The sequence below is a fragment of the Sanguibacter sp. Leaf3 genome, from assembly GCF_001425965.1.
In the GTDB taxonomy this organism is placed as follows: domain Bacteria; phylum Actinomycetota; class Actinomycetes; order Actinomycetales; family Cellulomonadaceae; genus Sanguibacter; species Sanguibacter inulinus.
In genome coordinates, this window is sequence record NZ_LMRH01000003.1 from 815,228 (window position 1) to 841,758 (window position 26,531).

Annotated in this window: 24 protein-coding genes; 11 read left to right on the plus strand and 13 right to left on the minus strand. The window is 71.1% G+C overall.

The window, feature by feature from the left end; translation table 11 throughout:
- Positions 1-138: 138 nt before the first annotated feature.
- Both ASG53_RS17010 and ASG53_RS17015 read right to left on the minus strand, forming a co-directional pair.
- Positions 139-957, minus strand: a complete 819-nt coding sequence (locus ASG53_RS17010; RefSeq protein ID WP_056136119.1) for an HAD hydrolase family protein — start codon at positions 955-957, stop codon at positions 139-141.
- Positions 954-2,171 (minus strand): PLP-dependent cysteine synthase family protein, encoded by a 1,218-nt coding sequence (locus ASG53_RS17015; protein WP_235533978.1) that lies wholly within the window; start codon positions 2,169-2,171, stop codon positions 954-956. The genes ASG53_RS17010 and ASG53_RS17015 overlap by 4 nt, the downstream gene beginning before the upstream one ends.
- A gap of 363 nt (positions 2,172-2,534) precedes the next feature.
- Here ASG53_RS17015 and ASG53_RS17020 point away from each other — a divergent pair, with 363 nt between their 5' ends.
- The gene (locus ASG53_RS17020; protein WP_056136121.1) at positions 2,535-3,026 is read left to right on the plus strand and encodes a hypothetical protein; all 492 of its coding nucleotides are present in this window, start codon (positions 2,535-2,537) and stop codon (positions 3,024-3,026) included.
- Between the two features lie 200 nt (positions 3,027-3,226).
- Here ASG53_RS17020 and ASG53_RS17025 read toward each other — a convergent pair whose 3' ends face one another.
- The 4 genes from ASG53_RS17025 to ASG53_RS17040 all read right to left on the minus strand — a co-directional run bounded on the left by ASG53_RS17025 (position 3,227) and on the right by ASG53_RS17040 (position 8,514).
- The gene (locus tag ASG53_RS17025) at positions 3,227-3,772 is read right to left on the minus strand and encodes a hypothetical protein (RefSeq protein WP_056136124.1); all 546 of its coding nucleotides are present in this window, start codon (positions 3,770-3,772) and stop codon (positions 3,227-3,229) included.
- Between the two features lie 132 nt (positions 3,773-3,904).
- Positions 3,905-5,575: a ribonuclease J gene (locus ASG53_RS17030; protein ID WP_056136481.1), complete on the minus strand. Its 1,671-nt coding sequence runs from the start codon at positions 5,573-5,575 to the stop codon at positions 3,905-3,907.
- Positions 5,576-5,651: 76 nt separating this feature from the next.
- Positions 5,652-7,286 carry a peptide chain release factor 3 gene (locus tag ASG53_RS17035; RefSeq protein WP_056136126.1) on the minus strand — a complete coding sequence of 545 codons (1,635 nt, stop codon included), beginning with the start codon at positions 7,284-7,286 and terminating at the stop codon, positions 5,652-5,654.
- A gap of 226 nt (positions 7,287-7,512) precedes the next feature.
- The gene (locus tag ASG53_RS17040; RefSeq protein ID WP_056136128.1) at positions 7,513-8,514 is read right to left on the minus strand and encodes a TerC family protein; all 1,002 of its coding nucleotides are present in this window, start codon (positions 8,512-8,514) and stop codon (positions 7,513-7,515) included.
- A 359-nt stretch (positions 8,515-8,873) separates the two neighbouring features.
- On the opposite strand from ASG53_RS17040, the gene ASG53_RS17045 reads away from it, so the two are divergent.
- The 5 genes from ASG53_RS17045 (at position 8,874) to ASG53_RS17065 (ending at position 14,991) form a co-directional block, all read left to right on the plus strand.
- Complete coding sequence (locus tag ASG53_RS17045; protein WP_235533979.1) at positions 8,874-9,611, plus strand: class II aldolase/adducin family protein; 738 nt, start codon at positions 8,874-8,876, stop codon at positions 9,609-9,611.
- Positions 9,612-9,833: 222 nt separating this feature from the next.
- A complete protein-coding gene (locus ASG53_RS17050) occupies positions 9,834-11,435 on the plus strand; it encodes a methyl-accepting chemotaxis protein (RefSeq protein WP_056136130.1) in 1,602 nt (533 codons plus the stop codon).
- Positions 11,436-11,607: 172 nt separating this feature from the next.
- A complete protein-coding gene (locus ASG53_RS17055) occupies positions 11,608-12,618 on the plus strand; it encodes an aldo/keto reductase (protein WP_056136485.1) in 1,011 nt (336 codons plus the stop codon).
- A complete protein-coding gene (locus tag ASG53_RS17060) occupies positions 12,615-13,355 on the plus strand; it encodes a ThuA domain-containing protein (RefSeq protein ID WP_056136132.1) in 741 nt (246 codons plus the stop codon). The genes ASG53_RS17055 and ASG53_RS17060 overlap by 4 nt, the downstream gene beginning before the upstream one ends.
- 268 nt (positions 13,356-13,623) lie before the next feature.
- Positions 13,624-14,991 (plus strand): acetamidase/formamidase family protein, encoded by a 1,368-nt coding sequence (locus ASG53_RS17065; protein ID WP_056136134.1) that lies wholly within the window; start codon positions 13,624-13,626, stop codon positions 14,989-14,991.
- A 174-nt stretch (positions 14,992-15,165) separates the two neighbouring features.
- On the opposite strand, the gene ASG53_RS17070 is transcribed toward ASG53_RS17065, so the two are convergent.
- Both ASG53_RS17070 and ASG53_RS17075 read right to left on the minus strand, forming a co-directional pair.
- Entirely contained in the window at positions 15,166-15,480 is a 315-nt protein-coding gene (locus ASG53_RS17070; RefSeq protein ID WP_156382867.1) for a hypothetical protein, read from the minus strand.
- Between the two features lie 131 nt (positions 15,481-15,611).
- Positions 15,612-15,830, minus strand: a complete 219-nt coding sequence (locus tag ASG53_RS17075) for a hypothetical protein (RefSeq protein ID WP_056136138.1) — start codon at positions 15,828-15,830, stop codon at positions 15,612-15,614.
- 125 nt (positions 15,831-15,955) lie between these two features.
- Between ASG53_RS17075 and ASG53_RS17080 the strand changes: the two genes are divergently transcribed.
- Positions 15,956-16,636, plus strand: a complete 681-nt coding sequence (locus ASG53_RS17080) for a hypothetical protein (RefSeq protein WP_056136140.1) — start codon at positions 15,956-15,958, stop codon at positions 16,634-16,636.
- 61 nt (positions 16,637-16,697) lie between these two features.
- On the opposite strand, the gene ASG53_RS17085 is transcribed toward ASG53_RS17080, so the two are convergent.
- On the minus strand, positions 16,698-17,975 hold the full coding sequence (locus ASG53_RS17085) for an ROK family transcriptional regulator (protein ID WP_056136143.1): 1,278 nt from the start codon (positions 17,973-17,975) through the stop codon (positions 16,698-16,700).
- Positions 17,976-18,079: 104 nt separating this feature from the next.
- On the opposite strand from ASG53_RS17085, the gene xylA reads away from it, so the two are divergent.
- Together xylA and ASG53_RS17095 are read left to right on the plus strand one after the other, a co-directional pair.
- The gene (gene xylA, locus ASG53_RS17090) at positions 18,080-19,261 is read left to right on the plus strand and encodes a xylose isomerase (RefSeq protein ID WP_056136145.1); all 1,182 of its coding nucleotides are present in this window, start codon (positions 18,080-18,082) and stop codon (positions 19,259-19,261) included.
- Positions 19,261-20,784: a xylulokinase gene (locus tag ASG53_RS17095; protein WP_235533980.1), complete on the plus strand. Its 1,524-nt coding sequence runs from the start codon at positions 19,261-19,263 to the stop codon at positions 20,782-20,784. The genes xylA and ASG53_RS17095 overlap by 1 nt, the downstream gene beginning before the upstream one ends.
- Positions 20,785-20,918: 134 nt before the next feature.
- Here the strand turns inward: ASG53_RS17095 and ASG53_RS17100 are convergent, their stop codons facing one another.
- A complete protein-coding gene (locus ASG53_RS17100; protein WP_056136148.1) occupies positions 20,919-21,341 on the minus strand; it encodes an organic hydroperoxide resistance protein in 423 nt (140 codons plus the stop codon).
- Positions 21,338-21,895 carry a MarR family winged helix-turn-helix transcriptional regulator gene (locus ASG53_RS20645; RefSeq protein ID WP_056136150.1) on the minus strand — a complete coding sequence of 186 codons (558 nt, stop codon included), beginning with the start codon at positions 21,893-21,895 and terminating at the stop codon, positions 21,338-21,340. Before ASG53_RS20645 ends, ASG53_RS17100 begins: the two co-directional genes overlap by 4 nt.
- Before the next feature lie 213 nt (positions 21,896-22,108).
- Here ASG53_RS20645 and ASG53_RS17110 point away from each other — a divergent pair, with 213 nt between their 5' ends.
- Positions 22,109-22,759 (plus strand): SGNH/GDSL hydrolase family protein, encoded by a 651-nt coding sequence (locus tag ASG53_RS17110; RefSeq protein ID WP_056136152.1) that lies wholly within the window; start codon positions 22,109-22,111, stop codon positions 22,757-22,759.
- An 18-nt stretch (positions 22,760-22,777) separates the two neighbouring features.
- Here the strand turns inward: ASG53_RS17110 and ASG53_RS17115 are convergent, their stop codons facing one another.
- Positions 22,778-23,695 (minus strand): ketopantoate reductase family protein, encoded by a 918-nt coding sequence (locus ASG53_RS17115; RefSeq protein WP_056136154.1) that lies wholly within the window; start codon positions 23,693-23,695, stop codon positions 22,778-22,780.
- A gap of 67 nt (positions 23,696-23,762) precedes the next feature.
- A complete protein-coding gene (locus ASG53_RS17120) occupies positions 23,763-24,377 on the minus strand; it encodes a TetR family transcriptional regulator (protein WP_162246168.1) in 615 nt (204 codons plus the stop codon).
- Between the two features lie 171 nt (positions 24,378-24,548).
- Between ASG53_RS17120 and ASG53_RS17125 the strand changes: the two genes are divergently transcribed.
- Positions 24,549-26,024, plus strand: coding sequence for an MDR family MFS transporter (locus ASG53_RS17125; protein WP_056136159.1), 1,476 nt, complete (start codon positions 24,549-24,551; stop codon positions 26,022-26,024).
- Positions 26,025-26,531: the final 507 nt, after the last annotated feature.

Below are 26,531 nucleotides of genomic sequence, written 5' to 3' on the forward strand. Positions count from 1 at the left end.
CCATGTCCTGTGGCGACTCTGGTCGTCACTAACGCCCGTTGTGGCGACCAGGCTCGCCATAGTGGCTCGTGGTGAGGGCTCGATGACACAGCGACTCGTGCCTCTGGAGGGTGACCGAAAGCCGAGGGACGGTCCCGCTCAGCGCAGCCCGAGCTCGGCGAAGACCGCGGCCAGCCCCGCCTCGAGGGGAGGTGCGGCGACCAGGTCTGCGGCGTCGAGGACCCGCTGGTGCGACCCCTCGATGGCGACGCCGATGTCGGCGAGCTGAAGCATCTCCACGTCGTTGATGCCGTCGCCGAAGGCGATGATCGTGTCGTCGTGCGCCCCGAGATGCTCGACGACGGCGCGGATGCCGACGGCCTTGTGCACGTCGAGCAGGTGGATCTCCCCGCTGTGGTCGTCGGCGTGCGCGAGCGACGTCGGGACGTGCCCCAGCCCGGGGCCGACAGCGTCGAGGACGACCGCCGCTGTCCAGGCCGACTCGAGATAGGTCGCCTTTGCGAAGGACGTCTGCGACAGGTCGTCGCGGACCGTGACCATGTCGAGGAAGTCGACGGTCCCGTCGGGTCCGCCGGGTGCTGTGAGCAGCGCCTGGAGCCTGTCGGGCACACCAGGGCGGGCGTACACACCGTCGGGTGCCTCCAGCACGTAGGCCGCGCCGCTGTCGTCGAGGGCGGCCAGCACCCGCGCGGCGAGGTCGTCGGGCATCCGGCGGTCGACCAGCACGGTGCCCCCGACCTCGACGTAGCACCCGGCCGACGCGACGATCCCGTCGAAGCCGATGTCGAGGATCCCGCGCGGGAGCATCCCGGCGGACCGCCCCGTGCACAGCAGCACCCTGTGGCCGGCTGCGCGGGCAGCCACGACAGCCTCTTCGTGGGCAGCCGGGACCGCGCCGTGGTGGGCGTAGGTGCCGTCGATGTCGACGAAGACGAGCCTGCGGTCAGAGGTGCTCATCGCGCGTCACCGCTCCGGATCGCAGGGACGGCTCCTGGACCGCCTGCGCGGCCCGCGCCGTCCGGGCCGCTGGGCGGGGCGGCGCGGTCGTCGTGCCCCGAGCCTCGGGTGCTCGTCTCTCGCCCAGCCGGAAGACCCTCGTCCCACACCCCGCTCGCGAGGAACGCGTCCATCCGCTCCAGGTGCGGGGCGAGGTCGAAGCCCTGTGCCGCGACCCACGCGTCGTCGTAGTAGGTGCCCGCGTAGCGCGCCCCGCCGTCGCAGAGCAGCGTGACGACGCTGCCCGTCTCGCCGGCCTCGAGCATCCGCGCGACGAGCTGGAACGCTCCGACGAGGTTGGTCCCCGTCGACCCGCCGGCCCAGTACGTGGTGCGCTCTCGGAGCAGCCGGATGGCGGCGAGCGAGGCCGCGTCGGGGACGGGGATCATCGTGTCGACGACCTCGGGGACGAAGGAGGGCTCGACCCGCGGTCGGCCGATCCCCTCGATGCGGCTCGAAGCCGTGGTGGTGTGGTCCGGGCGCCCGGTGCTCCAGCCGCTGTAGAAGGCCGACCCCTCGGGGTCGACGACGGCGACGCGGGTCGCGTGCCGCTGGTACCGCACGTAGCGCCCGAAGGTCGCGCTCGTCCCGCCGGTCCCGGCACCGACGACCACCCAGGCGGGCACAGGGTGCCGCTCGGCGGAGAGCTGCTGGAAGGTGCTCTCGGCGATGTTGTTGTTGCTGCGCCAGTCCGTCGCGCGCTCGGCGAGCGTGAACTGGTCGAGGTAGTACCCGCCGCACTCACGGGCCAGGCGTGCGGCCTCGTCGTCCATGCACGCCGGGTCGTCGACGAGGTGACAGCGGCCGCCGTAGAACTCGATGCGGGCGATCTTCTCGGCGCTCGTCCCGCGGGGGATCACCGCGACGAGGTCGAGGCCCAGCATCCGCGCGAAGTACGCCTCGGACACCGCGGTCGAGCCGCTCGACGCCTCGACGAGGGTCGTGCCCTCGTGGATCCGACCGTTGACCAGGCCGTAGAGGATGAGCGAGCGCGCGAGACGGTGCTTGAGCGACCCTGTCGGGTGCATCGACTCGTCCTTGAGGTACAGGTCGATGCCCCACTCAGCAGGCAGGGGGAACACGAGCAGGTGGGTGTCGGCGCTCCGGGTCGCGTCGGCCTCGAGCAGCCGCACCGCCTCGCTCGTCCACGTGCGCGCGCTGTCGTCGCCTGTCACCGTCTGTGCCTCCTACCGCCTGTGCTGCCTGGTGTGCCGCACCTATCCTCACACCTGCGCGCCTCGTGCCGGGCCGGGGACCGTTCCCCGACAGCGCCAGATCATTGGCGGCCCCGGCCCGCCGGCGCCGTCGGCAGCTCCGGCTCCGGCTCAGGTTCTTGCTCCGGCTCCGGCGAGATCGTGACGTCGGAGCGAGATCGTGACGTGCAGGGCCCGATCTCGCTCCGACGTCACGATCTCGGCGTCCGGCGTCCGGCGTCCGGCGTCCGGCGTCCGGCGTCCGGCGTCCGGCGTCCGGCATCTCGGGGTCCCGGGATCTCAGGGCCGCGGGCGGGGGCTGCCGTGGATAGGGTTTCTCGTGTGATGGACGGGCGACGAGACGAGCTGCGCCGGACCTGTCTGAGCCTGGGGTCCGGTGAGCTCGTCGCTGCGGCAGTGTTCGCCGGGGTCGCGACCACCGCCGTCGTCCCGCGTCTCGGCGATCTCGACGACAGGTTCGCGCTCTGGTCGGCGCTGATACCGCTGCTGGTGGTCCTCGTGCAGGCCGGGCTCTACTGGCTGGCCGCCCGGACGTGGGTCTGCCGGAGGACGATGCCCGCAGGGCTGGCCGCGGTCTACAGCGTCTTCCGGGTCCTCGACCCCGTGCTCCTCGTGGCGGGACTCGTCGGGGTGCTGATCTGGTGGCCGTCAGCCCCCTGGGCTGCGGTCCTCGTCCTGGGGGTGTGGTCCTTCGGGGTCGTCGAGTACGTCAACTACTTCGTCGTGCGGTTGGCGTACCCCCTGGCTGAGACCAGGAAGATCGCCGAACGGCGGGTACCTCGCCTGATCACCGACCTCCGGGCGGCGCGGCAGTGACGCGCTGCGACCGGCTGGCTGGGTCGATGGCCCGGCGGTCGGGCAGCACCGAGCCCCCCTGCGGAGGACCGGCTGACGCAGGACGACAGCTTTCTCGAGGTGATCGCCGAGGCCTGGCCCCGGTGGGATGCTGAGAACGAGTACGACACGCAGGTCTTCACCGACGACGCTGACGCGCCGGGGGCACCTGCCTCGGCTGGTCACAGCCTGACGGCGGGCAAGGGCTCGACGTCGTGGTCGCGTGGGCCGAACAGGGCGTCGGCGCTGGCGCTGAGGTGCCCGAGAGCCTCGACGAGCGAGGCCCCGAGGTGGTGGAGGGAGTCGAGCGACCGCGACTCCCAGACCGGTAGCTCGCCGTCGGTACCGCGGGACCCGGTGTCCCAGAGCAGCGCGTCGCCGTTCTCGCTCCAGGCGAAGACGCAGAGGTCGGCGGCGAGCTCCCAGCTGCCGTCCGGCTCGACCATCCAGTCGAAGTCCTCGCGCCGGCCGTCGTCGTAGGTCGCGGCGAAGCGGCGCGTGAGCTCGGCTGCTCGGCCCTGCCAGCTGTCGGCGAAGCCGGGCAGGAGCGGCGGGTAGACCAGCCAGAGACCGAAGGTCCTGCCCCACCCGACCCGTCGGACGAGGTCACTGTAGGACGGCGGGAAGCCGCCACCGTCGGCGAACCGGTACCGGTCCAGGAGGTCGAGGTCGACGTGGGCGAGCGTCGGCTCGCCGAGGCACCTGAGCTCGCTGAGAGGGCTGGCCATGACGGTCAAGGTACTGCACGGAGGTCTCAGGACGCGCCGAGGGCGCCGCCCCGTCCTCTCGGACAGGTCGGCGCCCTCGGCGTCGTGCGGCTCCGTCAGACGGGGCCAGGTCGTGCTCGGTGGAGCCTCAGCTCACGCGTCGACGACGATCGCGTTGACGAGCGGCTCGCGGCGGTACTTGCGCTGGAGCCAGCGCGAGACGGCCTTGGCGATGGTCGCCTCGAGCCGGTCGATGTCGCCGACGTCCTTCTTGGGGATCTGCGCGAGGGCCTTCTCGATCTCGACGACAGCGTCGTCGAAGGTGTGCCCGTCGTGCACGAACCCGCGGGTGATGAACTCGGGGGTCTCGGCCATGACGCCGAGGTCGAGGTCGACGAGCGCGAGGACCGTGACGATGCCCTTGGAGCCGAGTGCGCGGCGCTCGGCGAGGGTGTCCTCGGTCGCGGTGCCGACGGTCTGGCCGTCGACGTACACGTAGCCCGCGGGGACCTTGCCGACGACAGAGAGCTTGCCCTTGAAGAGGTCGACGACCGTGCCGTCCTGGGCGATGACCACGTTGTTCGAGGGCACGCCGGTCTTCTCGGCCAGTGCGCCGTTGGCGCGCAGGTGCTTCGACTCGCCGTGGATCGGCATCACGTTGCGCGGCTTGACGATGTTGTAGCAGTACACGAGCTCGCCTGCGGAGGCGTGGCCCGAGACGTGCACCTTCGCGTTGCCCTTGTGCACGATGGTCGCGCCGAGGTCGGTGAGGGCGTTGATGACGCGGTAGATCGCGTTCTCGTTGCCCGGGATCAGCGAGCTGGCGAGGAGGACGGTGTCACCCTCGTCGACCTTGATGACGTGCTCGCTCTTGGCCATGCGCGACAGCGCGGCCATCGGCTCGCCCTGCGAGCCCGTGCACACGAGGCAGATCTTCTCGGGCGGCATCGACTCGAGCTTCTTGAGGTCGACCACGAGGCCGCGCGGGATCTTGAGGTAGCCGAGCTCCTCGGCGATCCCCATGTTGCGGACCATCGAGCGGCCGACGAAGGCGACCTTGCGGCCGGCCTCGTGGGCGGAGTCGAGGATCTGCTGGATGCGGTGCACGTGGCTCGCGAAGCTCGACACGATGACGCGGCGCGGGGCCGTGCGGAACACCTGCTCGATCGCGGGGACGAGCTCCTGCTCCGACATGGTGAAGCCGGGGACCTCGGCGTTGGTCGAGTCGGTCATGAACAGGTCCACGCCCTCTTCGCCGAGGCGCGCGAAGTGGTTGAGGTCCGTGATCCGCGAGTCGAGCGGGAACTGGTCCATCTTGAAGTCACCGGTGTTGATGACCAGACCCGCACGGGTGCGGATCGCGACGGCGAGGGCGTCGGGGATGGAGTGGTTGACCGCGATGAACTCGAGGTCGAAGGGACCCTGCTTGGAGGTGCCGCCGGCCTCGACCTCGATCGTGCGGGGGCGGATGCGGTGCTCCTTGAGCTTCGCGGTGATGAAGGCGAGGGTCAGCTTGGAGCCGATGACGGGGATGTCCGCGCGCTCCTTGAGGAGGTACGGCACACCGCCGATGTGGTCTTCGTGGCCGTGCGTGAGGACGATCGCGACGACGTCCTTGAGGCGGTCGCGGATCCACGTGAACTCGGGGAGGATCACGTCGATGCCGGGCTGGTGCTCTTCGGGGAAGAGGACGCCGCAGTCGACGATGAGCAGCTTGCCCTCGTGCTCGAACACGGTCATGTTGCGGCCGACCTCGCCGAGGCCGCCGAGCGGCACGATGCGCAGGGCACCGCGCTGGAGCGCCGGGGGCGCTGAGAGAGTCATCTTGGTGGTGGTGATCACGTTCGTACCTTCGTCAGGTGGGGCGGCCCGCTCTGGGGCCCTGGGGTCGTGCTTGAGATCAGGTGGCCACGAGCGGTTCGAGGACCGCGTCAGGGAGCCGGTTGCGGACAGACGTCACGCGCCAGCGGTCGGGGAACAGCGCGAGCAGCTCCCCGTCTTCACGCTGGAGGACCTCCACGCCGAGCTGGGCGTCGAGGGTCGAGACCCACTCCTGCGTCGTGCGCAGGGCGATCTCGTAGGGCAGGCGGTCGAGGGTGACCGGTGCGTTGAACTCTGTGGCCATGCGGTGCTCGGCCACCTCGAACTGCATGGGCCCGACGGCGGCGAGCACCGGGGCCTGGTCGCCGCGCAGGTCGGAGCGGAGCACCTGGACGACGCCCTCGGCACCGAGCTGCATGACGCCGCGCTGGAACTGCTTGTAGCGCGAGACGTCCTTGGCGCGCATCACCGCGAAGTGCTCGGGTGCGAAGGTCGGCAGGGCCGGGTACTCGACGGGCTTGTCGAGGTAGAGGGTGTCGCCCACGCGCAGGTTCGCCGCGTTGACCAGACCGACGACGTCACCCGGGAAGGCCTCGTCGACGACGGTGCGCTCACGGCCGAACACCTGCTGGGCGTACTTGGTCGCGAAGGGACGTCCCGTGCGGGTGGAGGTGACGACCATGCCGCGCTCGAAGACGCCCGAGCAGATCCGCGCGAAGGCGAGCCTGTCGCGGTGCGCGGTGTCCATGCCGGCCTGCATCTTGAAGACGAAGGCGCTGAACGGCGCGTCGACAGGGCGGGTGTCGCCCGTGACGGTCTCGCGCGGGGTCGGGGACGGCGCGACGTCGACGAGGACGTCGAGCAGCGCGTGGACACCGAAGTTCTGCACCGCGGAGCCGAAGAGCACCGGGGTTGTCTCGCCGCCGAGGAAGGAGTCGAGGTCGTGGTCGGCGCCGGAGGCCTCGAGCAGCTCGGCCTCCTCGACTGCGGTGGTCCACGCGTCGCCCTCCCGCTCGAGCGCGGCCTCGGGGCCCATGTGCTCCTCGGGGGCGATGGTCGTGCCGCCCGCGGTGCGCGTGAAGCGGGTGTACTCACCGGTGCGGCGGTCGAGGACGCCGCGGAAGTCTCCGCCGACTCCGACGGGCCAGGTGAGCGGGGTCGGCACCAGGCCTGTGCGCTCCTGGATCTCGTCCATGAGCTCGAGGGCGTCCTTGCCGGGACGGTCCCACTTGTTGATGACCGTGATGAGGGGGATCCCGCGGTGCTTGCAGACCGCGAAGAGCTTCATGGTCTGGACCTCGAGGCCCTTGGCGGCGTCGACGAGCATGACGGCCGCGTCGACCGCGGAGAGCACGCGGTAGGTGTCCTCGGAGAAGTCGGCGTGGCCCGGGGTGTCGACCAGGTTGATGACGGCGTCGCGGTAGGTGAACTGGAGCGACGCGGAGGTGATCGAGATCCCTCGGGCCTGCTCCATGTCCATCCAGTCGGACACCGTGCGCTTGCCGCCGGCCTTGCCGTCGGCGCGACCGGCCTCACGGATCGCCTTGGCGTGCAGCGCGAGGGCCTCGGTGAGCGTCGACTTGCCGGCGTCGGGGTGGCTGATGACGGCGAAGGAGCGTCGGCGTCGGGCCTCGGAGAGGACGGCCGCGCTGTCGCGTGACGAGGGGGTGCCGCTCTCGGTGAGAGCGGGGCTTTCGGGGGCTGCCTGAGGCACTGAGACTTCCTGCACGTTGACCGACGAGTGACTAGGGAGATGAGGGTGTGGGGCCACCGTCGGGGCGTCCTGCGCACACCTGCTGGGCCTAGTATCTCGCGTCCACACTATCACCGCGGGACGGCCGGGCTGATGGCTGCCCTGGCGGGCCCCACGCAGGCGCCGCCCCGGGACGGTCCTGCCGCTGAGGAGGGGTGCCCCGTGTCTGCGGGGAACCCCTCACCCGCTACTTCTCCGCGCCCAGCTCGGCCGCCGCCCGGCGGACCGAGCGGTCCTTGGCCAGGCTCGCGACTGTCGTGACCGCGAGGACCACGACGATGAAGCCGAGGGACAGCGCGGTCGGGATCTCCGGGATCGCGGTGATGTGCTCGCCGCCGTTGATGAAGGACACCTCGTTGGTGTGCAGCGCGTGGATGAGCAGCTTGACGCCGATGAACCCGAGGATCGCCGCGAGCCCGTACGCGAGGTACACGAGGCGGTCGAGCAGACCGTCGATGAGGAAGTACAGCTGGCGCAGGCCGAGGAGCGAGAACGCGTTCGCGGCGAACACGAGGTACGTCTCCTGGGTGAGGCCGAAGATCGCCGGGACGGAGTCGACCGCGAAGAGCAGGTCGGCGCTGCCGATCGCGATCATGACGATGAGCATCGGGGTGATGTGGCGGCGCCCGTCGATGCGTGTGGTGAGCCTGTCGCCGACGTAGGTGTCGGTCGTCGGGAAGATGCGGCGGGTCAGGCGCAGGACGGCGTTCTCGGAGAACTCCTTGGGCTCCTCAGAGCTGTGCTTGGCCTGGGCCCATGCGGTGTAGACGAGGAAGGCGCCGAAGATGTAGAAGACCCAGCTGAAGTTCTCGATCATCGCGGCCCCCGCGAAGATGAAGGCCGTGCGCATGACGAGCGCGATGGTGATGCCGATGAGCAGCACCTTCTGCTGCATCATCGGCGGCACCCTGAAGGCCGTGATGATGAGGACGAACACGAAGAGGTTGTCGACGGACAGGCTCTTCTCGGTGACGTACCCGGCGAAGTACTCCCCGCCGTACGTGCCGCCCCAGACCCACCAGACGATGAGGCCGAAGACGATCGCGACGCCGACGTAGCCGGCGGACCACCAGGCGGCCTCGCGGATGGAGGGGGCGTGCGGGGTCCGCACGTGGCCGACGTAGTCGACGGCGAGCATCGCGACGATCACGCCGACGGTGAGTGCCCAGACCCAGAGGGGGACGTCCATGAACGGTGCCTTTCGGTACGCGCGCTCGACGAGAGCGCGACGGGGTACCGAAGGTCTCCTCCGCCTCGTGGTCGCTCCGCGCCCTGCTGGGCGGCGGACGAGCTCACGGGACCGGTGGCGCCGGACCGGCATCTGCACCGGTCGTGCTGACGACGACACCGCGTGGGAGTACTCCCCTTCAACTGGCGACGACACTACCTGCGCGATCTTTCTGTCGCACCGCAGGTATGTGGAGAGCTTGGGGAGGTGCTCGGCGGAGGACGTTGGTCCCTGTCGCGAACAGGACGCGCTGGGACGATTAGACTCTTGAATCGATTCATCGCCCGCGCGGCGGTGACCGCAGTGCGAGGAGCTGGACGATGACGACCACGAGCGACGCGACGACGACCACGAGCGAGGCTGGCAGGCCCGTGGGGCGGGGGGCAGCAGGCTCGACGACAGAGCCCAGCAGGGCGGACCGCGCCACCCGGGAGGAGATCCTCTACTACTGCCGCGAGTCCGTGCGGGTGGGCCTGAACTTCAACACCCAGGGCAACATCAGCGTCCGGCTCCCCGGTGCGCACGACGGCGCAGACGCGATCGTCATCACCCCTTCCGACGTGCGCTACGACGCGATGAGCGTCGACGACATGGTGGTCGTCGGCCTCGACGGGACCGTGCTCGAGGGGGACCTGCTCCCGTCGACCGAGCTGCCCGTGCACCTCGAGCACTACAGGCGCCGGCCGGACGTGCAGGCGATCGTCCACACGGAGTCGACCTTCGTCAACGTCCTCGGGGCTCTGGGTCGCCGCATCGACCCGGTCCTGCTCAACATGGTGCTCTACGCCAAGGGGCCGGTCGAGGTCATGCCCTTCGAGTTCTCGACCAACGCCGACTTCGGCCGGCGCAGCGCCGAGCTCATGGGCGACGACGTCGACGCCGTCGTGTGGGGCAACCACGGGCTGCTCGCCGTCGGGACCTCGCTCAAGCTCGCCTTCAAGGTCGCGGTGGCGGTCGAGGAGAATGCCGAGGTGCTGCTCCGTGCCAGCGCTGCCGGAACCCCGAAGGTGCTCGTCTACGCGGACATCGACGTGCCCGAGGGAGCGCGGCTGCCCTGAGCGGTCCAGCCGCAGGCTGACGAGCGCTGCCGGCGCAGACGGACCGGAGCGCCCGGACCCGCCCGTGCCCGACCGTGCCCGAGCGGGTCCGTCAGTCCCTGCTCGACGAGGAGGGGACGTCCGGGTCTGTCCGGCGGCTGGACACCTCTCGGCGACCGCTACATCTCGCGGGTCGTGGGCCGATAAGCAGCGGACGTCCCCCTGCTCCGAAATGGAAAGCCCATGACCCGCACGACCAGCCTCACGCGGACCAACGCGATCCGTGACCTCCCCGTCGCCCTGAAGATCACTCTCGTGCTCGGCGGGATGGCGCTCATGATGGTGGTCATCGCAGTCCTCGCGATCGCCCGCCTCACGAGCCTCGACGCCGCCGGAAAGACCCTCGCCGAGGACAACGTCGCGCCGACGCGCATCCTCAACGACATCCAGCGCAGCTACCAGGGGGACCGCACCCGTCACCTGCAGTACGGGCTGGCGGACGCCGCCGGGCGTGAAGAGCTCATCGCCGACCTCGCGACCCGTCGCGGAGAGCTGGACGCCCTCATCAGCTCCTACGGGCCCTTCGTCGTGGACGAGCAGGCCATGGCAGACCTCGACGCGGCGCTCGACGCGTACTACTCCTTCGTCGACGAGTCGCTCTTCCCGGCCGCCGACGCAGGCGACCTGGCGCAGTTCAGCGACCTCACGGCGGATCTGCGGACCCTGTCGACCGCGGTCCTCGACCCTCTCAACGCTGAGTTCGGGGCCGAGATCACCCAGGCCGAGGAGCGTTCCGAGGCGTCGCACGACTCCGCCCAGACCGCGATCTGGCTCGTCATCGGTGCGCTGCTGCTCGGTCTGCTGCTGCCGACCTTCCTCGCCACCCTCGTCGTCCGCCGGATCCTCGGCGACCTCAAGGACGTGCGGGCCTCTCTCGTCGCGATGGCCGACGGTGACCTCACGGTCCGCTCTGGCGTGATCGGTCGCGACGAGGTCGCACAGATGGCTGCTGCCCTCGACGAGGCGCAGACCAACCTGCGCGGTGTCATGGGGGACGTCGTCGAGTCGTCCCAGACCGTCGCCGCCGCGGCCGAAGAGCTCGCGGCCTCGTCGAGCCAGGTCGCCGCCGGCTCCGAGGAGACGTCGAGCCAGGCCGGTGTCGTCGCCTCCGCGGCCGAGCAGGTCTCGCGCAACGTCCAGACCGTCGCCGCAGGTGCGGAGCAGATGAGCGCGTCGATCCGCGAGATCGCGCAGAGCTCGTCGGAGGCCGCGAAGGTCGCCGCGCAGGCGACCACCATGGCTGAGACCACCAACGTCACGGTCGGTCGCCTCGGCGACTCCTCGCAGGAGATCAGCCAGGTGGTCAAGACCATCAACTCGATCGCGGAGCAGACCAACCTGCTGGCCCTCAACGCGACCATCGAGGCCGCCCGTGCCGGTGAGGCCGGAAAGGGCTTCGCGGTCGTCGCCTCGGAGGTCAAGGACCTCGCGCAGGAGACCGCCCGCGCCACCGAGGACATCGCCCGCAAGGTCGAGACCATCCAGGGCGAGACCTCGGGTGCGATGGCCGCGATCGCCGAGATCTCGACCATCATCGCGAGCATCAACGACTACCAGCTGACCATCGCCTCGGCCGTCGAGGAGCAGACCGCGACGACCAACGAGATGTCCCGCTCGGTCGCCGAGGCGGCCACGGGCTCGGGCGAGATCGCGGCGAACATCGTCGGCGTCGCGACGTCAGCAGCGTCCTCGACGGACGTGGTCGGGCAGATGGGCAGCGCGATCTCCGAGCTGGCCGGGCTTGCCTCCCAGCTGCGCGGACGCGTGGAGACCTTCCGGTACTGAGCAGCAGGCAGGCGGCAGGACGACGGCAGGCTGACGGCAGCTGACGGCCCTGTCCGGGGGAGACCCGGGCAGGGCCGTCGTCATGCGCCGGACATCGCTTCCCCAGCGTGCTCGGGTCTGGGAGGATCGACGGGTGACCTTCTTCAACGCTGATGACTCCCGTTACTCCTCGATGCCCTACCGCCGCGCAGGCCGCAGCGGGCTCGACCTCCCCGCGCTGTCGCTGGGCCTCTGGCACAACTTCGGCGACACGACCCCCTTCGAGACGCAGCGCGCCGTGCTGCGCCGCGCCTTCGACCTCGGGATCACGCACTTCGACCTCGCGAACAACTACGGGCCGCCCTACGGCTCGGCCGAGGAGAACTTCGGCCGTCACATGACGGACGACTTCCGCCCGTACCGCGACGAGCTCGTGATCTCGAGCAAGGCCGGATACGACATGTGGCCCGGCCCCTACGGTGACGGCGGGTCGCGCAAGTACCTGCTGAGCTCCCTCGACCAGTCGCTCAAGCGGATGAACCTCGACTACGTCGACATCTTCTACTCCCACCGTCCGGACCCCACGGTCCCGATCGAGGAGACGATGGGTGCGCTGCACACCGCAGTCACGAGCGGCCGTGCGCTGTACGCAGGCATCTCGAACTACAGCCCGGCGCAGACCCGTGTCGCGCAGGAGGTCCTCGCGGACCTCGGCACCCCGCTGCTGATCCACCAGCCCAGCTATTCGATGTTCAACCGCCACGTCGAGATGCCCGATGCGGGCAAGACCGACGACCCCGACGCGACGGGCCAGTCGCTGCTCGACACCGTGGGCGACCTCGGCATCGGCATGATCGTGTTCTCCCCGCTCGCGCAGGGCATGCTCACCGACCGCTACCTCGACGGCAACGTGCCGTCGGACTCGCGCGCGGCCGTCGGGCACTTCCTCAAGAGCGACTCGATCAGCGAGACGTACCTCGAGCGGGCCCGTGGCCTCAACGAGATCGCTGCCGGGCGCGGGCAGACCCTCGCGCAGCTCGCCCTCACGTGGCTGCTGCGCGACTCCCGTGTCACCTCGACCCTCATCGGTGCGAGCAGCGTCGGGCAGCTCGAGAACAACGTGCAGGCCGCGCACGCCGCGCCGCTGACCGCTGAGGAGATCGCGGCGATCGAGCCCTTCGCGGTCGACGGGACCAACCGGTGACCTCCGTGCCACGGGTCCTCGTGCTCGTCGGTCGCGGCCGGTACGAGGACCCGTGGCACGACATGGCTGCCACGTCGCACAGGGTCGCCGAGGTGCTCTCGGCGCCGACGATCGACGGGACCGACGACCTCGGCGCCCCCGCGTACCAGGTGTCGGTCCGCGGGGCCTTCCCCGACGCGCTCGACGACCTCGACCCTGCCGGGGACGGCGTGGACCTCGTGGTCGTCAACACCAGCTCGGGCCGCCCCGACCCCGGCTTCGACGGCGACGACTCCCGGTGGGCCGGGTTCCACGAGCGGCTGCGCGCCTGGGCCGACGCGGGCCGACCAGTTCTCGGTCTGCACCAGGCGGCGAACACCTTCGCCGACTCGGCGCACTGGGAGCGGATCCTGGGCGGGCGGTGGGTCGACGGCACGTCGATGCACCCTGACATCGGCGAGGCGGAGTTCACGCTCACCGGTGCGGGCCACGACCTCGCCGGGGTGCTGCGTGACGTGACGTCGGGGACCGTCACGGCCTTCGACGAGCGGTACAGCTATCTCCGGGTCGCCGAGTCGTCGACCGTGCTGCTCACCCAGCAGCACGACGGGATCGACCATCCTGTCGTGTGGGTCTCGGGTGCGCCCGGCGTGCGGTGCGTCTACGACGCCCTCGGCCACGACGCCCGCTCCTACGACTCCCCGTCCCGCCAGGCCCTCCTGCGCGCCGAGGTCACCTGGCTCCTCGCCGGAACCTGACCAGCCAGCCCACTCGCTCGCCGCGAGGTCGTCCCTCCTACCGCGAGGTCGTACAGACACGCCAGATCCCTGGCTCCTCCGGAGGTTCTTGGCGTGTCTGTACGACCTCGACCGGGGAGGTGCGACGTGGTGAGGGGAGCGGTCGCCGTCCGATCTGGTACCTGCGTGTCGATTCCCTGAAACGGGTGAGAAACACCCTCTCACTAGCGTCGACGTCACGTCCCGGGAGACCCCGGGGCGTGACGACGACCGCTCCCGTGGAGGACGCATGCCTCAGATCGACCCCCGAGAAGCAGCGACCGTGCTCGCCCGAGGACTCGGCCGACGTGACTTCCTCAGGGCGGCTGCGGCCGTCGGCGCGAGCGGAGCCGTGGCGGGTGCGCTGGCCGCGTGCGCACCGGGATCTGCGTCCACCCCGCGTCCCTCGACGTCCCCGACCCAGCGTGGGATCTTGCAGCCCGGCTCGGGTGACGTCAGCGGCGACCACTATCTCGGCTCGACCCCGGACGCCGTCCTGTGGGGCTACGTCCCGACGGTCCACTCGATGCCGTCAGCCCGGATGCGCTCCGGTGAGACCATCACCATCGACGCCGTGTCGCACGAGGGGATCCTCGAAGACCAGGGCCGTGACCCTGTGAGCTTCTTCGCCGAGCACGGCGTCGCGTCCTCCGACGTGCTCGAAGACGCGATCGCGATCGCCGCCGACTACGACCGGACCACCCGCGACTTCGTCAAGGACGGGCCGCACGTCGTGACCGGTCCCGTGCACGTCGACGGGGCAGAGCCCGGCGACGTCCTCAAGATCGAGACCCTCGAGGCGATCCCGCGTGTGCCCTACGGCGTCGTGTCGAGCCGGCACGGCAAGGGTGCGCTGGCGCTCACCGCTGACGGCACCCCACCCGCGGGCATCACCCTCGACGAGGTCATGCCGCCTGTCGGGACCGACGGCCGTGCGAGCGGCGTCCCCACGTCCTTCGGCAACCTCTCGACCTTCACCGCGGTCGAGGGCGACGAGGGAGTCATGACCTTCGGTGGTGGGGCGAGCGCCGGGTCGGTGCGGTTCCCGCTGCGCCCCTTCATGGGGATGATGGGTGTCGCGTTCTCCCAGGACACCGACCCCACAGCGCCGAGCGCCAACTCGATCCCGCCGACCCTCGGCGGTGGCAACATCGACATCCGCCAGCTCGGGGTCGGGTCGACCTTCTACCTGCCGGTCCAGGCCGACGGCGCGCTGTTCTACGTCGGTGACCCGCACATGGCGATGGGTGACGGCGAGGTCGCGCTCACTGCGATGGAGGGGTCGCTGCGCGGGACCTTCCGTCTCACGGTCTGCAAACCGGGCTCGGGCGACGCACCGTCGGTCGCCTACGGCTACCCCTTCGCCGAGACCGAGGACGCGTGGATCCCGATCGGCCTGTCCGACCCCGACGGCTCGGTCGACGGACAGGGGAGCGACCTCGACGTGGCGATGCGCCGCGCCGTCGTCAACGCCCTCGACTTCCTCGAGCAAGACCGCGGGATGGACCGTGCCACGGCCTACGCCTACCTGTCGGCCGCGGCCGACTTCACCGTGACCCAGGTGGTCGACCGCACCGTCGGCGTCCACGGGCTCATCTCGAAGTCGCACTTCGGGTGACCGGACCGCGGGCCCGGCGCCTGCGAGGTCGCACGCCTGCCTGCGAGGTCGCACAGACGCGCCAGGTCCGGGTCGATCCCGTGCTCTCCTGGCGTGTCTGTGCGACCTGGGCGGGGATCGTGCGACCTCGGCGTCGACCGGGGTTGCCGCGCGGCTGCTGCCGGGGCCCGGCGCTCAGGTCGAGGCATGCCTGACGTCCAGGACGACGATACCCGTGGAGTACGTGGCTCCGCACCGTCCGGGCTGCGTCGTCGTGGACCAGGCGACCTCGTGATCGCCCACGTAGGCGATCCTGCCGGAGGACCTGTCGCGGACCGACACCTCGACGGTCTGCGCCTCGTCGGGGTCACCGACGGTCACCTGACGATCTGGTCCAGGGGTGTCGTCCAGCACGGAGCAGCCGGCAGGCTCATCGCAGACCACGTCGACGTCCCAGGTGCCCCGCTCGGGCCAGGCGGCTGCCAGCCGCACCTCGAGCGTGCTGGGCATGCCGATCGCCGGACAGCTGTTCTCCGCCGTGCACGAGGCCGTCACAGTCAGCGAGCACGCGGCGAGGACGGACGCGCACCAGCGGCCCCGCTGCGTCGTGCCTGCAGTGGTCCTTCGCCGGGGGACCACGATCAGGAGCCGCTCCTGCGCTTCTTCTCCTGGGCCTCGCGCCGCCTCTCGCGCAGCGAGGTGTACCACCCTGCGGTCGCGATCGCGCCACCGACGTCGCCACCCGCCAGCACCCCTGCGGTCAAGCCGTCGAGCGTGTCGCCGCAGCGCGCGCAGAGGGTGCGGGTCGCGGTCTTCACGGGTGGGCCGGTGATCTTCCTGTCGCACTGGTCGCATCGCATCCGACCACGCTAGTCGGTGGCCCACGGGGCCGGTGGGTGAACTGCTGGGCCCGGTAGTCGTGAGGGTCCTGGGGGCATGCCGTGCAGCAGCCCGTCCGGCCGGTGCGGCCGCCTAGTCTCGCTCCATGGTGTCAGGGGAGCAGGGGGAGGCGGGCAGCAGCCTGCCCGTGGTGATGACAGAGCGAGACCTCGTCCGGCGGGAGGGACTCCAGGACCGGTGGTGGGCGGCGGGTCTGTGGGCATGGGGTGCCGCGGTCGTCTGGTCCTGGGGAGTCATGATCTCCGGCGCCCGGACGCTCGCCCGGGTCGGAGGGGTCTGGGTGGCGTGGTGGCACCTCGGGGTGGTGCTCGGGCTCGTAGGTGTCGCCTGCCTCAGCGTCGCCTTTGCCGTGACGCTTCGGACCGCGGCGCTGCGTCGGGCCGAGCTGAGGATCCTGCCTCGGCGCAGGCGCACCGCGAGGCGCGTCGGGACTCTCGTCGCGGCGGTGGTGCTGGCGACGACGCTCGGCATGGTGTGGCTGCTCGTGGGCGACGCCAGGGTCACCGCCCTAGAGCCGGCGAGCCCCAGCGGGTGCGTCCTCGTGGTCGAGGAGTCGAGCGGCCTCAAGTCGGGGTGGGGGAGGGTCGGGACGCTGTCGCCGGGTGGCGTGCTGCCGCGCTGGCAGGGCACCTACAGCTCTGACGACGGGTACAGGCCGTTCACCCTCGGGGCGTGGGACCTGCGGTGGGCGGAGGGTGTGGGGACCCTCACCCTGATCGACCCGAGCGAGCCCATGGGCCCGGAGCGGTGGGACGTGACCTGCTGACCGCTGCCCCGACGGCAGGTGCCATCACCCGGTCCCGAGCGCTGAGCGCCGGGCCCGGGTGTCAGAGCCAGGCGGTCGGGTCCTCGACCACGCCGCGCAGCACCTGACGTGCGCCGCCGACTGTCGCGGCGGCCCCGGCGACGGGCGCACGGACGACGCTGAAGGTCGACCACGGCGCGGACAGCACCCGCGTCGCGAGCTCGGCGTGGACGATCGGGGCGAGGTGGTCGGCGAGGTCGGAGTAAGCCCCGCCGAGGACGATCGCCGGGACGTCGATGAGGTTGACGAAGTCGGCGAGGGTCGCGCCGAGGGCGTGGCCGGCGCGGTCGAGAGCTGCGGCGGACGCTGCGCTCGCGGGCGCCGCCCGAGGAGCCCGTGGGAGATCGAGCTCCGGTCCGTCGTGTCCGTCGTCGGGGTGGTCGGCGTCCGACGCTCGTCGAGCAGGAGCGAGCAGCGACCGCACGCCCGCGTCGCGCGGCAGACCGGCGGCCCGCAGCACGGCATCTGTCCCGGCGTACTGCTCGAGGCATCCCGTCGCCCCGCAGGGGCAGAGCGGCCCGGCCGGGTCGACGACGACGTGCCCGAGCTCGCCGCTCCAGCCGCGCCCGCCGACGAAGAGCTCGCGGTCGAGGACGATCGCCGCCCCGATGCCGACGTCGGCCGAGACGTAGAGGAAGGAGTCGGGGACGTCGACGTGACGGCCCTGCCAGGGGACCTGGGCGAGGGCGGCGAGGTTGGCCTCGTTGCTGAGCGTGACGAGGGCGTCACCGGTGTGCTCGGCGACAGCGGACGTGTCGACCTCGAGGTCGGCCCAGCCGAGGTTCGGGGCGACGCGCAGGGTCGACGTCCCGGGCTCGACGAGCCCGGGGACCGCGACCTGCACGCCGGCGACGCGCAGCGAGGCGTGGTCTGCCCGGGCTGTCTCCAGCAGCCGTCCGGTGAGGGCTCCGAGGAGGGCGAGCGTGGCGGCGGGGTCGCTCCCGTGGAAGTCGCCGTGCAGCGTCTCGCTCGCGAGGGTGTCGCCGGCGAGGTCGAGGACCACCCCTGCGAGGTGGCCGACGTTGATCTCGAGACCGATGCCGACGAGCGTGCCGCGCGCGGGCACGAGCGGGACCGCCGGGCGTCCCGCGCGTCGTGACGCGACCGGCGGCAGCTCGGCGACGATGCGGGCCTCGACGAGACGGTCGACCAGCGAGGACACAGTGGCCCGGGTCAGTCCTGTCGAGGTGGCGATGTCGGAGCGCGACGGAGGTGCCGCGGCGTCGACCACAACGCGGGCGACGAGCGCGATGTTCTGCTCGCGCAGCGAGTGCTGCCCGACGGCCGGGGTCACGATCATGGGTTGACCCTACCGCCGGACGGGGATAAGTTCATCCATACAACTAATCCGCCTGCCGCGACGTCGCGGCCCGGCGGTGCGAACTCTCGACGAGGAGACCTCCCATGGCGCACGCATCTGGCATCAACTACTCCTTCGGCCTCTGGACCGTCGGCTGGAACGCCCAGGACCAGTTCGGCTCGGCGTCCCGCCCGCACCTCGACCCGGCCCGCGCTGTGCGCAAGCTCGCCGAGCTCGGCGCCTGGGGCTTCACCTTCCACGACGACGACGTCGTCCCCTTCGGCTCGGACGACGCCACGCGCGACCGTCTGCTCGGCGAGGTCAAGACGGCCGCCGAGGAGAGCGGCATGACCATCGAGATGGTCACGACGAACCTGTTCGGCCACCCGGTGTTCAAGGACGGCGGCTTCACGTCGAACGACCGCTCCGTGCGCCGCTTCGCGCTCCGCAAGGTGCTGCGCAACATCGACCTCACCGCCGAGCTCGGCGCCAAGACCTTCGTCATGTGGGGTGGTCGCGAGGGTTCCGAGTACGACGGTGCCAAGGACCTGCACGCAGCGCTCGAGCGCTACCGCGAGGGCATCGACCTCGTCGCCGGGTACATCAAGGAGAAGGGCTACGACATGCGCATCGCGCTCGAGCCCAAGCCCAACGAGCCCCGCGGCGACATCTTCCTGCCGACCATCGGCCACGCCCTCGGGTTCATCGCCCAGCTCGAGCACGGCGACATCGTCGGCCTCAACCCGGAGACGGGCCACGAGCAGATGGCCGGCCTCAACTACACGCACGGCCTCGCGCAGGCGCTGTGGTCGGACAAGCTGTTCCACATCGACCTCAACGGGCAGCGCTCGATCAAGTTCGACCAGGACCTCGTCTTCGGCCACGGCGACCTGCTGTCGGCGTTCTTCACCGTCGACCTCGTCGAGAACGGCTTCCCGGGCAGCCCGGACGCCCCGCGCTACACGGGCCCGCGCCACTTCGACTACAAGCCCTCGCGCACCGAGGTCGAGGCCGGGGTCTGGGACTCGGCGTCGGCCAACATGGAGATGTACGAGATGCTCGCCAAGAAGTCGGCCGCGTACCGCGCCGACCCCGAGGTGCAGGAGGCCTTCAAGACCGCCGGCATCTTCGAGCTCGCGACGCCGACGCTCAACCCCGGCGAGACCGTCGACGAGCTCCTCGCGGACCGCTCGGCCTTCGAGGACTTCGACCCTGAGGCCGCCGCTGAGCGCGACTTCGGCTTCGTGCGCCTCAACCAGCTGGCCCTGCGCCACCTCATCGGCTGATGGTCGACGTGTCGTCGAGCGGTGCCGTCGGTCGAGGCTCCTCGGCCGCCGAGGGTGCCGCGGGCCGTGTGCTGGTGGCGGGTGTCGACTCGTCGACCCAGTCCTGCAAGGTCGTCATCCGTGACGCCCAGACCGGTGAGCTCGTCAGGTCCGGCTCGGCGCGCCACCCCGACGGCACCGAGGTGCACCCCTCTGCCTGGTGGGAGGCATACCTCGAGGCCGTCGAGGCCGCCGGCGGGCTCGACGACGTGTCGGCGCTCTCGGTCGGCGGGCAGCAGCACGGCATGGTCGTGCTCGACGCCGACGGAGAGGTCGTCCGTCCTGCGCTCCTGTGGAACGACACCCGCTCTGCCGCGGCGGCGACCGATCTGGTCGCCGAGCTCGGTGAGCGGCGCGGCGGCTCGGGCGAGCAGGCGTGGGCCGACGCGATCGGCACGGTGCCCGTCGCGTCGCTCACGGTGACCAAGCTGCGCTGGCTCGCCGGTGCGGAACCCGAGAACGCAGCCCGGGTGGCGGCCGTGTGCCTGCCGCACGACTGGTTGACGTGGCAGATCTCCGGGGCTGGCGGTGTGCCGGGGGGCGCCCGTGACCTCTCGGCGATCACCACGGACCGGTCGGACGCGTCAGGCACCGGCTACTTCTCGGGGAGCACGGGGGAGTACCTGCCCGAGCTCTTCGACCTCGCCCTCGGTGAGGGAGCCTCGGAGCGGGTCTCGCTGCCCAGGGTCCTCGGGCCTGCGGAGCGCGCGGCTGTCGTCGAGCGTGACGGCGCGGAGGGCGACCTGGTCCTCGGGCCAGGAGCCGGTGACAACGCCGCAGCAGCCCTCGGTCTCGGGATGGTCGCGGGGGACGTCGCCGTGTCGATCGGGACGTCGGGCGTGGTCTCGGCGATCGCTGTCGAGCCCTCAGCCGACGGTTCGGGGCTCGTCGCTGGCTTCTCTGACGCGACAGGGGCGTTCCTGCCGCTCGCCTGCACGCTCAACGCGAGCCGCGTGCTCGACGGTGCGGCTCGGGTGCTCGGCGTCGACCACGCGGAGCTCTCCAGCCTCGCGCTGTCTGCTCCGGCCGGGGCCGACGGGCTCGTGCTCGTCCCCTACCTCGAGGGCGAGCGCACGCCGAACCGCCCCGACGCGACGGGGACGCTGCACGGTCTGAGGCTCGGCACCATGACTCCTGCGCACCTCGCGCGGGCGTCGGTCGAGGGGATGCTGTGCGGGCTGGCCGACGGTCTCGACGCCCTCGTGGCGCAGGGAGCCGTCGCGAGCCGTGTGGTGCTCATCGGCGGGGGAGCGCGGTCGCAGGCCGTGCGGGAGATCGCGCCGCAGGTGTTCGGCGTCCCCGTCGAGGTGCCCGAGCCTGGGGAGTACGTGGCCGACGGTGCTGCGCGCCAGGCCGCATGGGTGCTCTCTGGGGCGCAGGGGCCCCCGGAGTGGACCAGCGCGTCGGGTGCCTCCGAGGTCTACGACGCCCCGGCCACCCCGGTCGTCCGCGAGCAGTACGCAGCGGTCCGCGACCTGGTCTGAGTCCTGCCCGCAGACGCCGACGGCGCCCGCCCCACCTGGGGACGGGCGCCGTCGGCGTCTGGCGGCTGAGCGCGCCGTGCCCCGAGGAGACGGGCACGGCGTGTGCCGCTGCGTGCTGTGCGTCGCGCTGAAGATCAGTCCTCGACGACGGAGACCGTGACCTCGATGTTGCCGCGGGTCGCGTTCGAGTAGGGGCAGATCTGGTGGGCGCGGTCCGCGAGGGCCTGGGCCTCGTCGTGCGGGACGTCGGGGATGACGACCTCGAGGGCGACCGAGAGACCGAAGCCGCCGTTGTCGAGCGGGCCGATGTTGACGCGGGCGCCGACGCTCGAGCCGGTGATCTTCACCTTGGCCTCGCGGGCTGCCGACTGCAGAGCCGAGTGGAAGCACGCGGAGTACCCGGCGGCGAAGAGCTGCTCGGGGTTGGCGCCGTCGCCGGAGCCACCCATCTCCTTGGGGATGGCGAGGCCCATGTCGAGGCGGCCGTCGGGGGTGGCGACGTGGCCGTTGCGGCCGTCGCCGGTCGCGAGGGCTTCGGCGGAGTAGAGCGTGTTCATGAGCGATCTCCATCTGTCGGTGCGCCCGGTGTGCGGGCGCTGGCGGGTTGAGGGTTCAGGGGTGACCCGAAGGCTTCGTCGATCGCGGTGTCGACGGTCGGCCCGGGTGCGCCGAGGTTTCTGCACAGCCTGTCGAGCAGGCGGGCGAGCTCGAGGGTCTCGGCGGTGTCGAGACCGCCACGCCGTGCGAGGTCGTGGGGCACGCGGTGGGCCCGGGCCTGGAGGGCGCGGCCCGCGTCGGTCAGGCGCACGTGGACCACACGCTCGTCGTCGCCCGAGCGCTCGCGGAGCACCAGCCCTGCGGTCTCCATGCGGCGCAGCAGCGGTGAGAGCGTGCCGCTCTCGAGCGCGAGACGAGACCCGAGGTGCGACACGGTCGCGCCGTCGGTCTCCCACAGCACGAGCAGCACGAGGTACTGCGGGTACGTGACGCCGAGGTCTGCGAGCAGCTCGCGGTACGTCGCGAGGACGGCGCGCTCGCTGCGGTACAGGCGGAAGCAGAGCTGGGCGTCGAGCAGCAGACCGGGGTCGGAGGGGATCGGCTGCGTGGTCATGTCTCGACACTACGACCCAGATAAGTTGTGCACAACTTATCGGCTGTGTCTCGTGCGTCTCGTCCTCACCGCAGTACGCCACCAGGGCGGCTGGTCGACGGTCGATGCGCGACGCGCGGACCAGAGTTGGTCCATCGCCCGCGCCTGCGGCGATACCCTGCCGGAGGGGCGCAGAGCCCCCACCCCACCACCGCAGACGCACGAGGACGTGACATGACGCTGTCGATCAAGGCCGGTTCTACAGTCCTGTTCATCGGAGACTCGATCACCGAGTGGGGGCGCGACGACTCGACAGGGTCGCTCGGGCACGGCTACGTCCAGCGCGCCGCAGACCTCTGGGCCGTCGTGCACCCGGACCACCCGGTGACCGTGGTCAACAAGGGGATCGGCGGCAACCGCGTCGCAGACCTGCGGGCCCGCTGGACCCGTGACGCGATCGACGTCGCTCCCGACGTCGTCACCGTGATGATCGGCATCAACGACACCTGGCGCGCGATGGACAGCGGCGAGGTGACGACGACCGAGGCCTACGAGGCCGACTACCGCCACATCCTCGACAGGCTCGTCGCGGAGACCGCCGCCCAGCTGCTGCTCATCGAGCCCTTCGTGCTCCCCGTCACCCCCGAGCAGTGGGCGTGGCGCGCCGACCTCGACCCGCGCATCGCCGTCGTGCGACGGCTCGCCGCCGAGTACGGCGCGACGCTCATTGCTGCTGACGGGCTGCTCAACGAGCTCGCCGTGAACTCTCGCGGGGACACCCCGGTCTCAGGTTTCGCCCGCTACGCAGACGACGGTGTGCACCTCACCGACGAGGGCGCAGACGCGCTCGCGGTCGCGTGGGTCGGGAGCACCGAACCGGTCTGAGCGGCGGTCGCCCCCGCCTCAGGCCCGCTGCTTCTCCGCGACGCGCATCTGGAGCAGGGCCAGGTCGACGAGAGGTGTCGGGACCCCGAGGTCGCGGGCGCGGCGCGTGAGGTCACCGAGCAGGTGCTCGGCCTCGGTCGCCCGCCCCGCCACGAGGTCGCGGTAGAGGGACGACGTGAAGGGGGACCCGGGCTCGGTGAGCATCGCGAGCGAGGTCGCGGTCTCCCGCTCGGGCACCGGGTAGCCGGCGGCCTCGGCGACGGCGGTCACCTCGGCGAGGACGTCGCGGACGAAGTCCGACCCGCCGGGGGAGTCGACGATCGGTCCCACGGGTCCGCGGGCCAGGCCCGTGACGGCCCCGGCCGCGACGATGAACACCCACTTGTGCCACATGGTGGCCACGACGTCGGGCACCCGCTGCACCTCGACCCCCGGGACGTCGAGGGTCTCCAGCGCCGCGTCGAGCGACGGGGTCGACCTGTCGCTCCGCGGGCCCGTGCGGACCTGGGCGAGCGGGGCCATGATCTGGACGTCTCCGTCGTCGGTGAGCGTCGCGAGGATGCGCACGACCCCGCCGAGCACCTGGGCGTCGGGGAACCGGGCGTCGAGCGCGTCGAGGTGCGCCATCCCGTTGAGGACGGGCAGCAGCACGGTGCCGGGTCCGACGGCAGGGGCCAGGTCGTCGAGGGCCGCGTCGAGACCTGTCGCCTTCACGGTGAGGATCACGAGGTCGTACGGGCCGTCGATCTCCCCTGCCGTGACGAGAGTCGGCTCGACGGTCTCGTCCTCGCCGAGCCCGGTGATCCGCAGACCGCGCTCGCGCAGCTGCGCGGCGCGACGCTCGCGCACGAGGAAGGTGACGTCACGCCCGGCCTGGGCCAGACGACCTCCGTAGTACCCGCCGGTGGCACCGGCTCCGACGACGAGGATCTTCACGGTGTCTCCCTGGGGTGCTGTGCCGACGGGCGCCGAGGGTGCCGGCTCGTGCCGACGTGCGCTCGGGTCAGAGATAGCGCGCTGGGCGCAGCGCCGTCATGACCTCGTCGAGCCTACCGGCGAGCACGGGCCCCTCCGTCGAGCCGTCCGTGAAGCAGGTGATCGCCGCCTCGAGGCAGGCGAAGGCCGAACCGACGACGGCTTGCAGCACAGCGTCGCTCCCGGGTCCCTCGCCGCGCTCGGACGCCCTGTCGTGGAGGGTCTGGACCATGCGCTTCTGCAGGGCCGAGCTGCGCTCGAGGTAGGCGGCGAGCAGCGTCGGGCTCGAGCCGAGGAGCGCGTGCAGGGAGGCGATGCGCCCGCCGAGAGTCGCGTCGGCGCACTGGGCGACGACGACGTCGAAGACCGCGCGCAGCGAGTCCCACTCGCCCTCGTCGAGGGGGCGGGCGACGAGCCTGTCGATGAACATCTCGGTCTGCTCTTCGAAGCTGTCGAGCGCAGCGTCTTCCTTCGACGGGAAGTACCTGAAGAACGTCCGCTGCGACATGCCGACGGCTGCGGCGATCTGGTCGACAGTGGTCGCGTCGAATCCTTGTGCTGTGAAGAGCGCGTCGGCCGCCTCGGCGATCTCCGAGCGCACAGCCGCGCGGGAGACGTCTCGCAGCCTGCTCGCAGTGGTCACGAGCACGACGATAGCAGCCGACGCCCTTGACAGTCACTGACACCGGTGACGTACGCTGCTTTCACAGATGCAGTCGCCCGACGGAGTCGCGACCTCGCAGACCGCGCCGGGCGGCCTCGTGGCAGCCCGCGCGCCGACCGACCGACCGACCCCAGGCGACAAGGCACCCACATGACAGCCGACACCGGCACCCCCGTGCAGAAGACTGCCGACCCCCAGGACGACGCCCTGCCCCGCGAGATCAAGATCGTCATCGGTCTGCTGCTCGTCGCGACCTTCGTGGTCGTCCTCAACGAGACGATCATGGGTGTGGCGCTGCCCCAGCTCATGGGCGACCTCGCGGTCTTGGCCTCGACCGCCCAGTGGCTCACCACAGGCTTCCTGCTGACCATGGCCGTGGTCATCCCGACCACGGGGCTGATCCTCAAGCGCTTCTCGACGCGCTCGGTGTTCATCGCCGCGATGAGCCTGTTCAGCGCGGGGACGCTGCTCGCGGCGCTCGCGCCCGGCTTCCCGGTCCTGCTCGTGGGCCGTGTGGTCCAGGCGAGCGGCACCGCGATCATGATCCCGCTTCTCATCACGACGGTCCTCACCTTCGTGCCCGAGTCGCGCCGCGGCCGCACGATGGGCCTCATCAGCATCGTCATCGCCGTGGCCCCGGCCGTGGGGCCGACCTTCTCCGGGCTGATCCTCTCGACGCTCAGCTGGCGCTGGCTGTTCCTCATCGTGCTGCCGATCGCGCTCGTGGCCCTCGCCCTCGGTGCGGTCTTCGTCAAGAACATCACCACGCCGCAGGCCGTGAAGTTCGACCTCGTGTCGATCGTGCTCTCCGCCCTCGCCTTCGGCGGGCTCATCTACGGGCTCAGCAGCATCGGCGAGTCCGCGTCCGGCCACACCCCGGTCAACCCCGCTGTGCCGATCGCCGTCGGGGTCGTCGCGCTCGCCCTCTTCGTGTGGCGTCAGCTCCTGCTGCAGCGCACAGACTCCGCGCTGCTCGACCTGCGTCCCTTCAAGCAGCGGTCCTTCGTGGTCGGCATCGTCGTGCTGCTCGTCGCGATGGGTGCGCTGTTCGGCACGCTCATCCTGCTGCCGATCTACCTGCAGGACGTCCAGGGCCTCACGACCCTCCAGACCGGCCTCATGCTGCTGCCCGGTGGGCTCGTCATGGGTCTGACCGCGCCCTTCGTCGGCCGCGCCTTCGACAAGGTCGGACCGCGCCCGCTCGTCATCCCCGGGACGATGGTCGTCGCCCTCGCGCTCGCCGGCATGACGCTCCTCGACGAGACGTCGGGGCGCCCGCTGGTCGTCGCGGTCCACGTGGTGCTGAGCATGGGGCTCGGGCTGGTCATGACGCCCCTCATGACGTCGGCCCTCGGGTCCCTCGACAAGGCGCTCTACTCCCACGGCAGCGCTGTCCTCAACACGCTCCAGCAGCTGGCCGGTGCGGCCGGGACCGCGCTGTTCGTCGCGATCATGACGACGAAGACCACCTCCGGGGTCGAGGACGGGCTCGCTCCTGTCGACGCCCTCGCCTCGGGCATCCACGCGGCCTTCCTCGTCGGGGCCGGCCTCGCGCTCGTCGCCGTCGCCGCGTCGTTCCTCGTGCGTCGCCCGAAGAACGCACCGGCGGGTCTCCCGGTCCACTGAGGATCCGCAGTCCAGCCGCCGACCTGACGGCCCCGCGAGTCCTAGGTCGTCTGCCAGCACCGCGCCGACGACCGACGACGGGCCCCGCTCCTGCGAAGGAGCGGGGCCCGTCGTGTGCGGCCTGACGGCCGGCGGCGGCTCGGCCCTCCCCGGACCCGGCCGCCACCGCCCGCCCGCCGCAGGTCAGCGGCGCGTCATCGCGCGGTCAGCGGGTCACCCCGCGGTCGCGAGCTCTCCGGGGTGCAGGACGACCTTCGTCCAGCCGTGCTCCCGGGAGTCGAACTTCTTGTACGCGGCCGGAGCCTCGTCGAGGGCCAGCTCGTGGCTCACCAGGAAGGACGGCGTCGCGACGCCGCTCGTGATGAGGTCACGCAGCTGGCGGTTGTAGGCCTTGACGTTGGCCTGGCCTGTGCGCATGCCCTGGCCCTTGAACCAGAACGTGCCGTAGTCGAAGACGAGCTTGCCCTCCTTGGCCAGGTCGTCTTTGGCACCAGGGTCCTGGGGCAG

What these genes read in the sequence shown, in the direction of transcription:
- ASG53_RS17110 (WP_056136152.1), top strand. Translation starts at nt 22,109, where the DNA reads ATGACGCTGTCGATCAAGGCCGGTTCTACAGTCCTGTTCATCGGAGAC.
- ASG53_RS17010 (WP_056136119.1), bottom strand. Translation starts at nt 957, where the DNA reads ATGAGCACCTCTGACCGCAGGCTCGTCTTCGTCGACATCGACGGCACC.
- ASG53_RS17095 (WP_235533980.1), top strand. Translation starts at nt 19,261, where the DNA reads ATGGTCGACGTGTCGTCGAGCGGTGCCGTCGGTCGAGGCTCCTCGGCC.
- ASG53_RS17085 (WP_056136143.1), bottom strand. Translation starts at nt 17,975, where the DNA reads ATGATCGTGACCCCGGCCGTCGGGCAGCACTCGCTGCGCGAGCAGAAC.
- ASG53_RS17040 (WP_056136128.1), bottom strand. Translation starts at nt 8,514, where the DNA reads ATGGACGTCCCCCTCTGGGTCTGGGCACTCACCGTCGGCGTGATCGTC.
- ASG53_RS20645 (WP_056136150.1), bottom strand. Translation starts at nt 21,895, where the DNA reads ATGACCACGCAGCCGATCCCCTCCGACCCCGGTCTGCTGCTCGACGCC.
- ASG53_RS17125 (WP_056136159.1), top strand. Translation starts at nt 24,549, where the DNA reads ATGACAGCCGACACCGGCACCCCCGTGCAGAAGACTGCCGACCCCCAG.
- ASG53_RS17100 (WP_056136148.1), bottom strand. Translation starts at nt 21,341, where the DNA reads ATGAACACGCTCTACTCCGCCGAAGCCCTCGCGACCGGCGACGGCCGC.
- ASG53_RS17080 (WP_056136140.1), top strand. Translation starts at nt 15,956, where the DNA reads ATGGTGTCAGGGGAGCAGGGGGAGGCGGGCAGCAGCCTGCCCGTGGTG.
- xylA (WP_056136145.1), top strand. Translation starts at nt 18,080, where the DNA reads ATGGCGCACGCATCTGGCATCAACTACTCCTTCGGCCTCTGGACCGTC.
- ASG53_RS17020 (WP_056136121.1), top strand. Translation starts at nt 2,535, where the DNA reads ATGGACGGGCGACGAGACGAGCTGCGCCGGACCTGTCTGAGCCTGGGG.
- ASG53_RS17075 (WP_056136138.1), bottom strand. Translation starts at nt 15,830, where the DNA reads ATGCGATGCGACCAGTGCGACAGGAAGATCACCGGCCCACCCGTGAAG.
- ASG53_RS17055 (WP_056136485.1), top strand. Translation starts at nt 11,608, where the DNA reads ATGCCCTACCGCCGCGCAGGCCGCAGCGGGCTCGACCTCCCCGCGCTG.
- ASG53_RS17030 (WP_056136481.1), bottom strand. Translation starts at nt 5,575, where the DNA reads ATGACTCTCTCAGCGCCCCCGGCGCTCCAGCGCGGTGCCCTGCGCATC.
- ASG53_RS17070 (WP_156382867.1), bottom strand. Translation starts at nt 15,480, where the DNA reads ATGCCCAGCACGCTCGAGGTGCGGCTGGCAGCCGCCTGGCCCGAGCGG.
- ASG53_RS17045 (WP_235533979.1), top strand. Translation starts at nt 8,874, where the DNA reads ATGACGACCACGAGCGACGCGACGACGACCACGAGCGAGGCTGGCAGG.
- ASG53_RS17050 (WP_056136130.1), top strand. Translation starts at nt 9,834, where the DNA reads ATGACCCGCACGACCAGCCTCACGCGGACCAACGCGATCCGTGACCTC.
- ASG53_RS17065 (WP_056136134.1), top strand. Translation starts at nt 13,624, where the DNA reads ATGCCTCAGATCGACCCCCGAGAAGCAGCGACCGTGCTCGCCCGAGGA.
- ASG53_RS17025 (WP_056136124.1), bottom strand. Translation starts at nt 3,772, where the DNA reads ATGGCCAGCCCTCTCAGCGAGCTCAGGTGCCTCGGCGAGCCGACGCTC.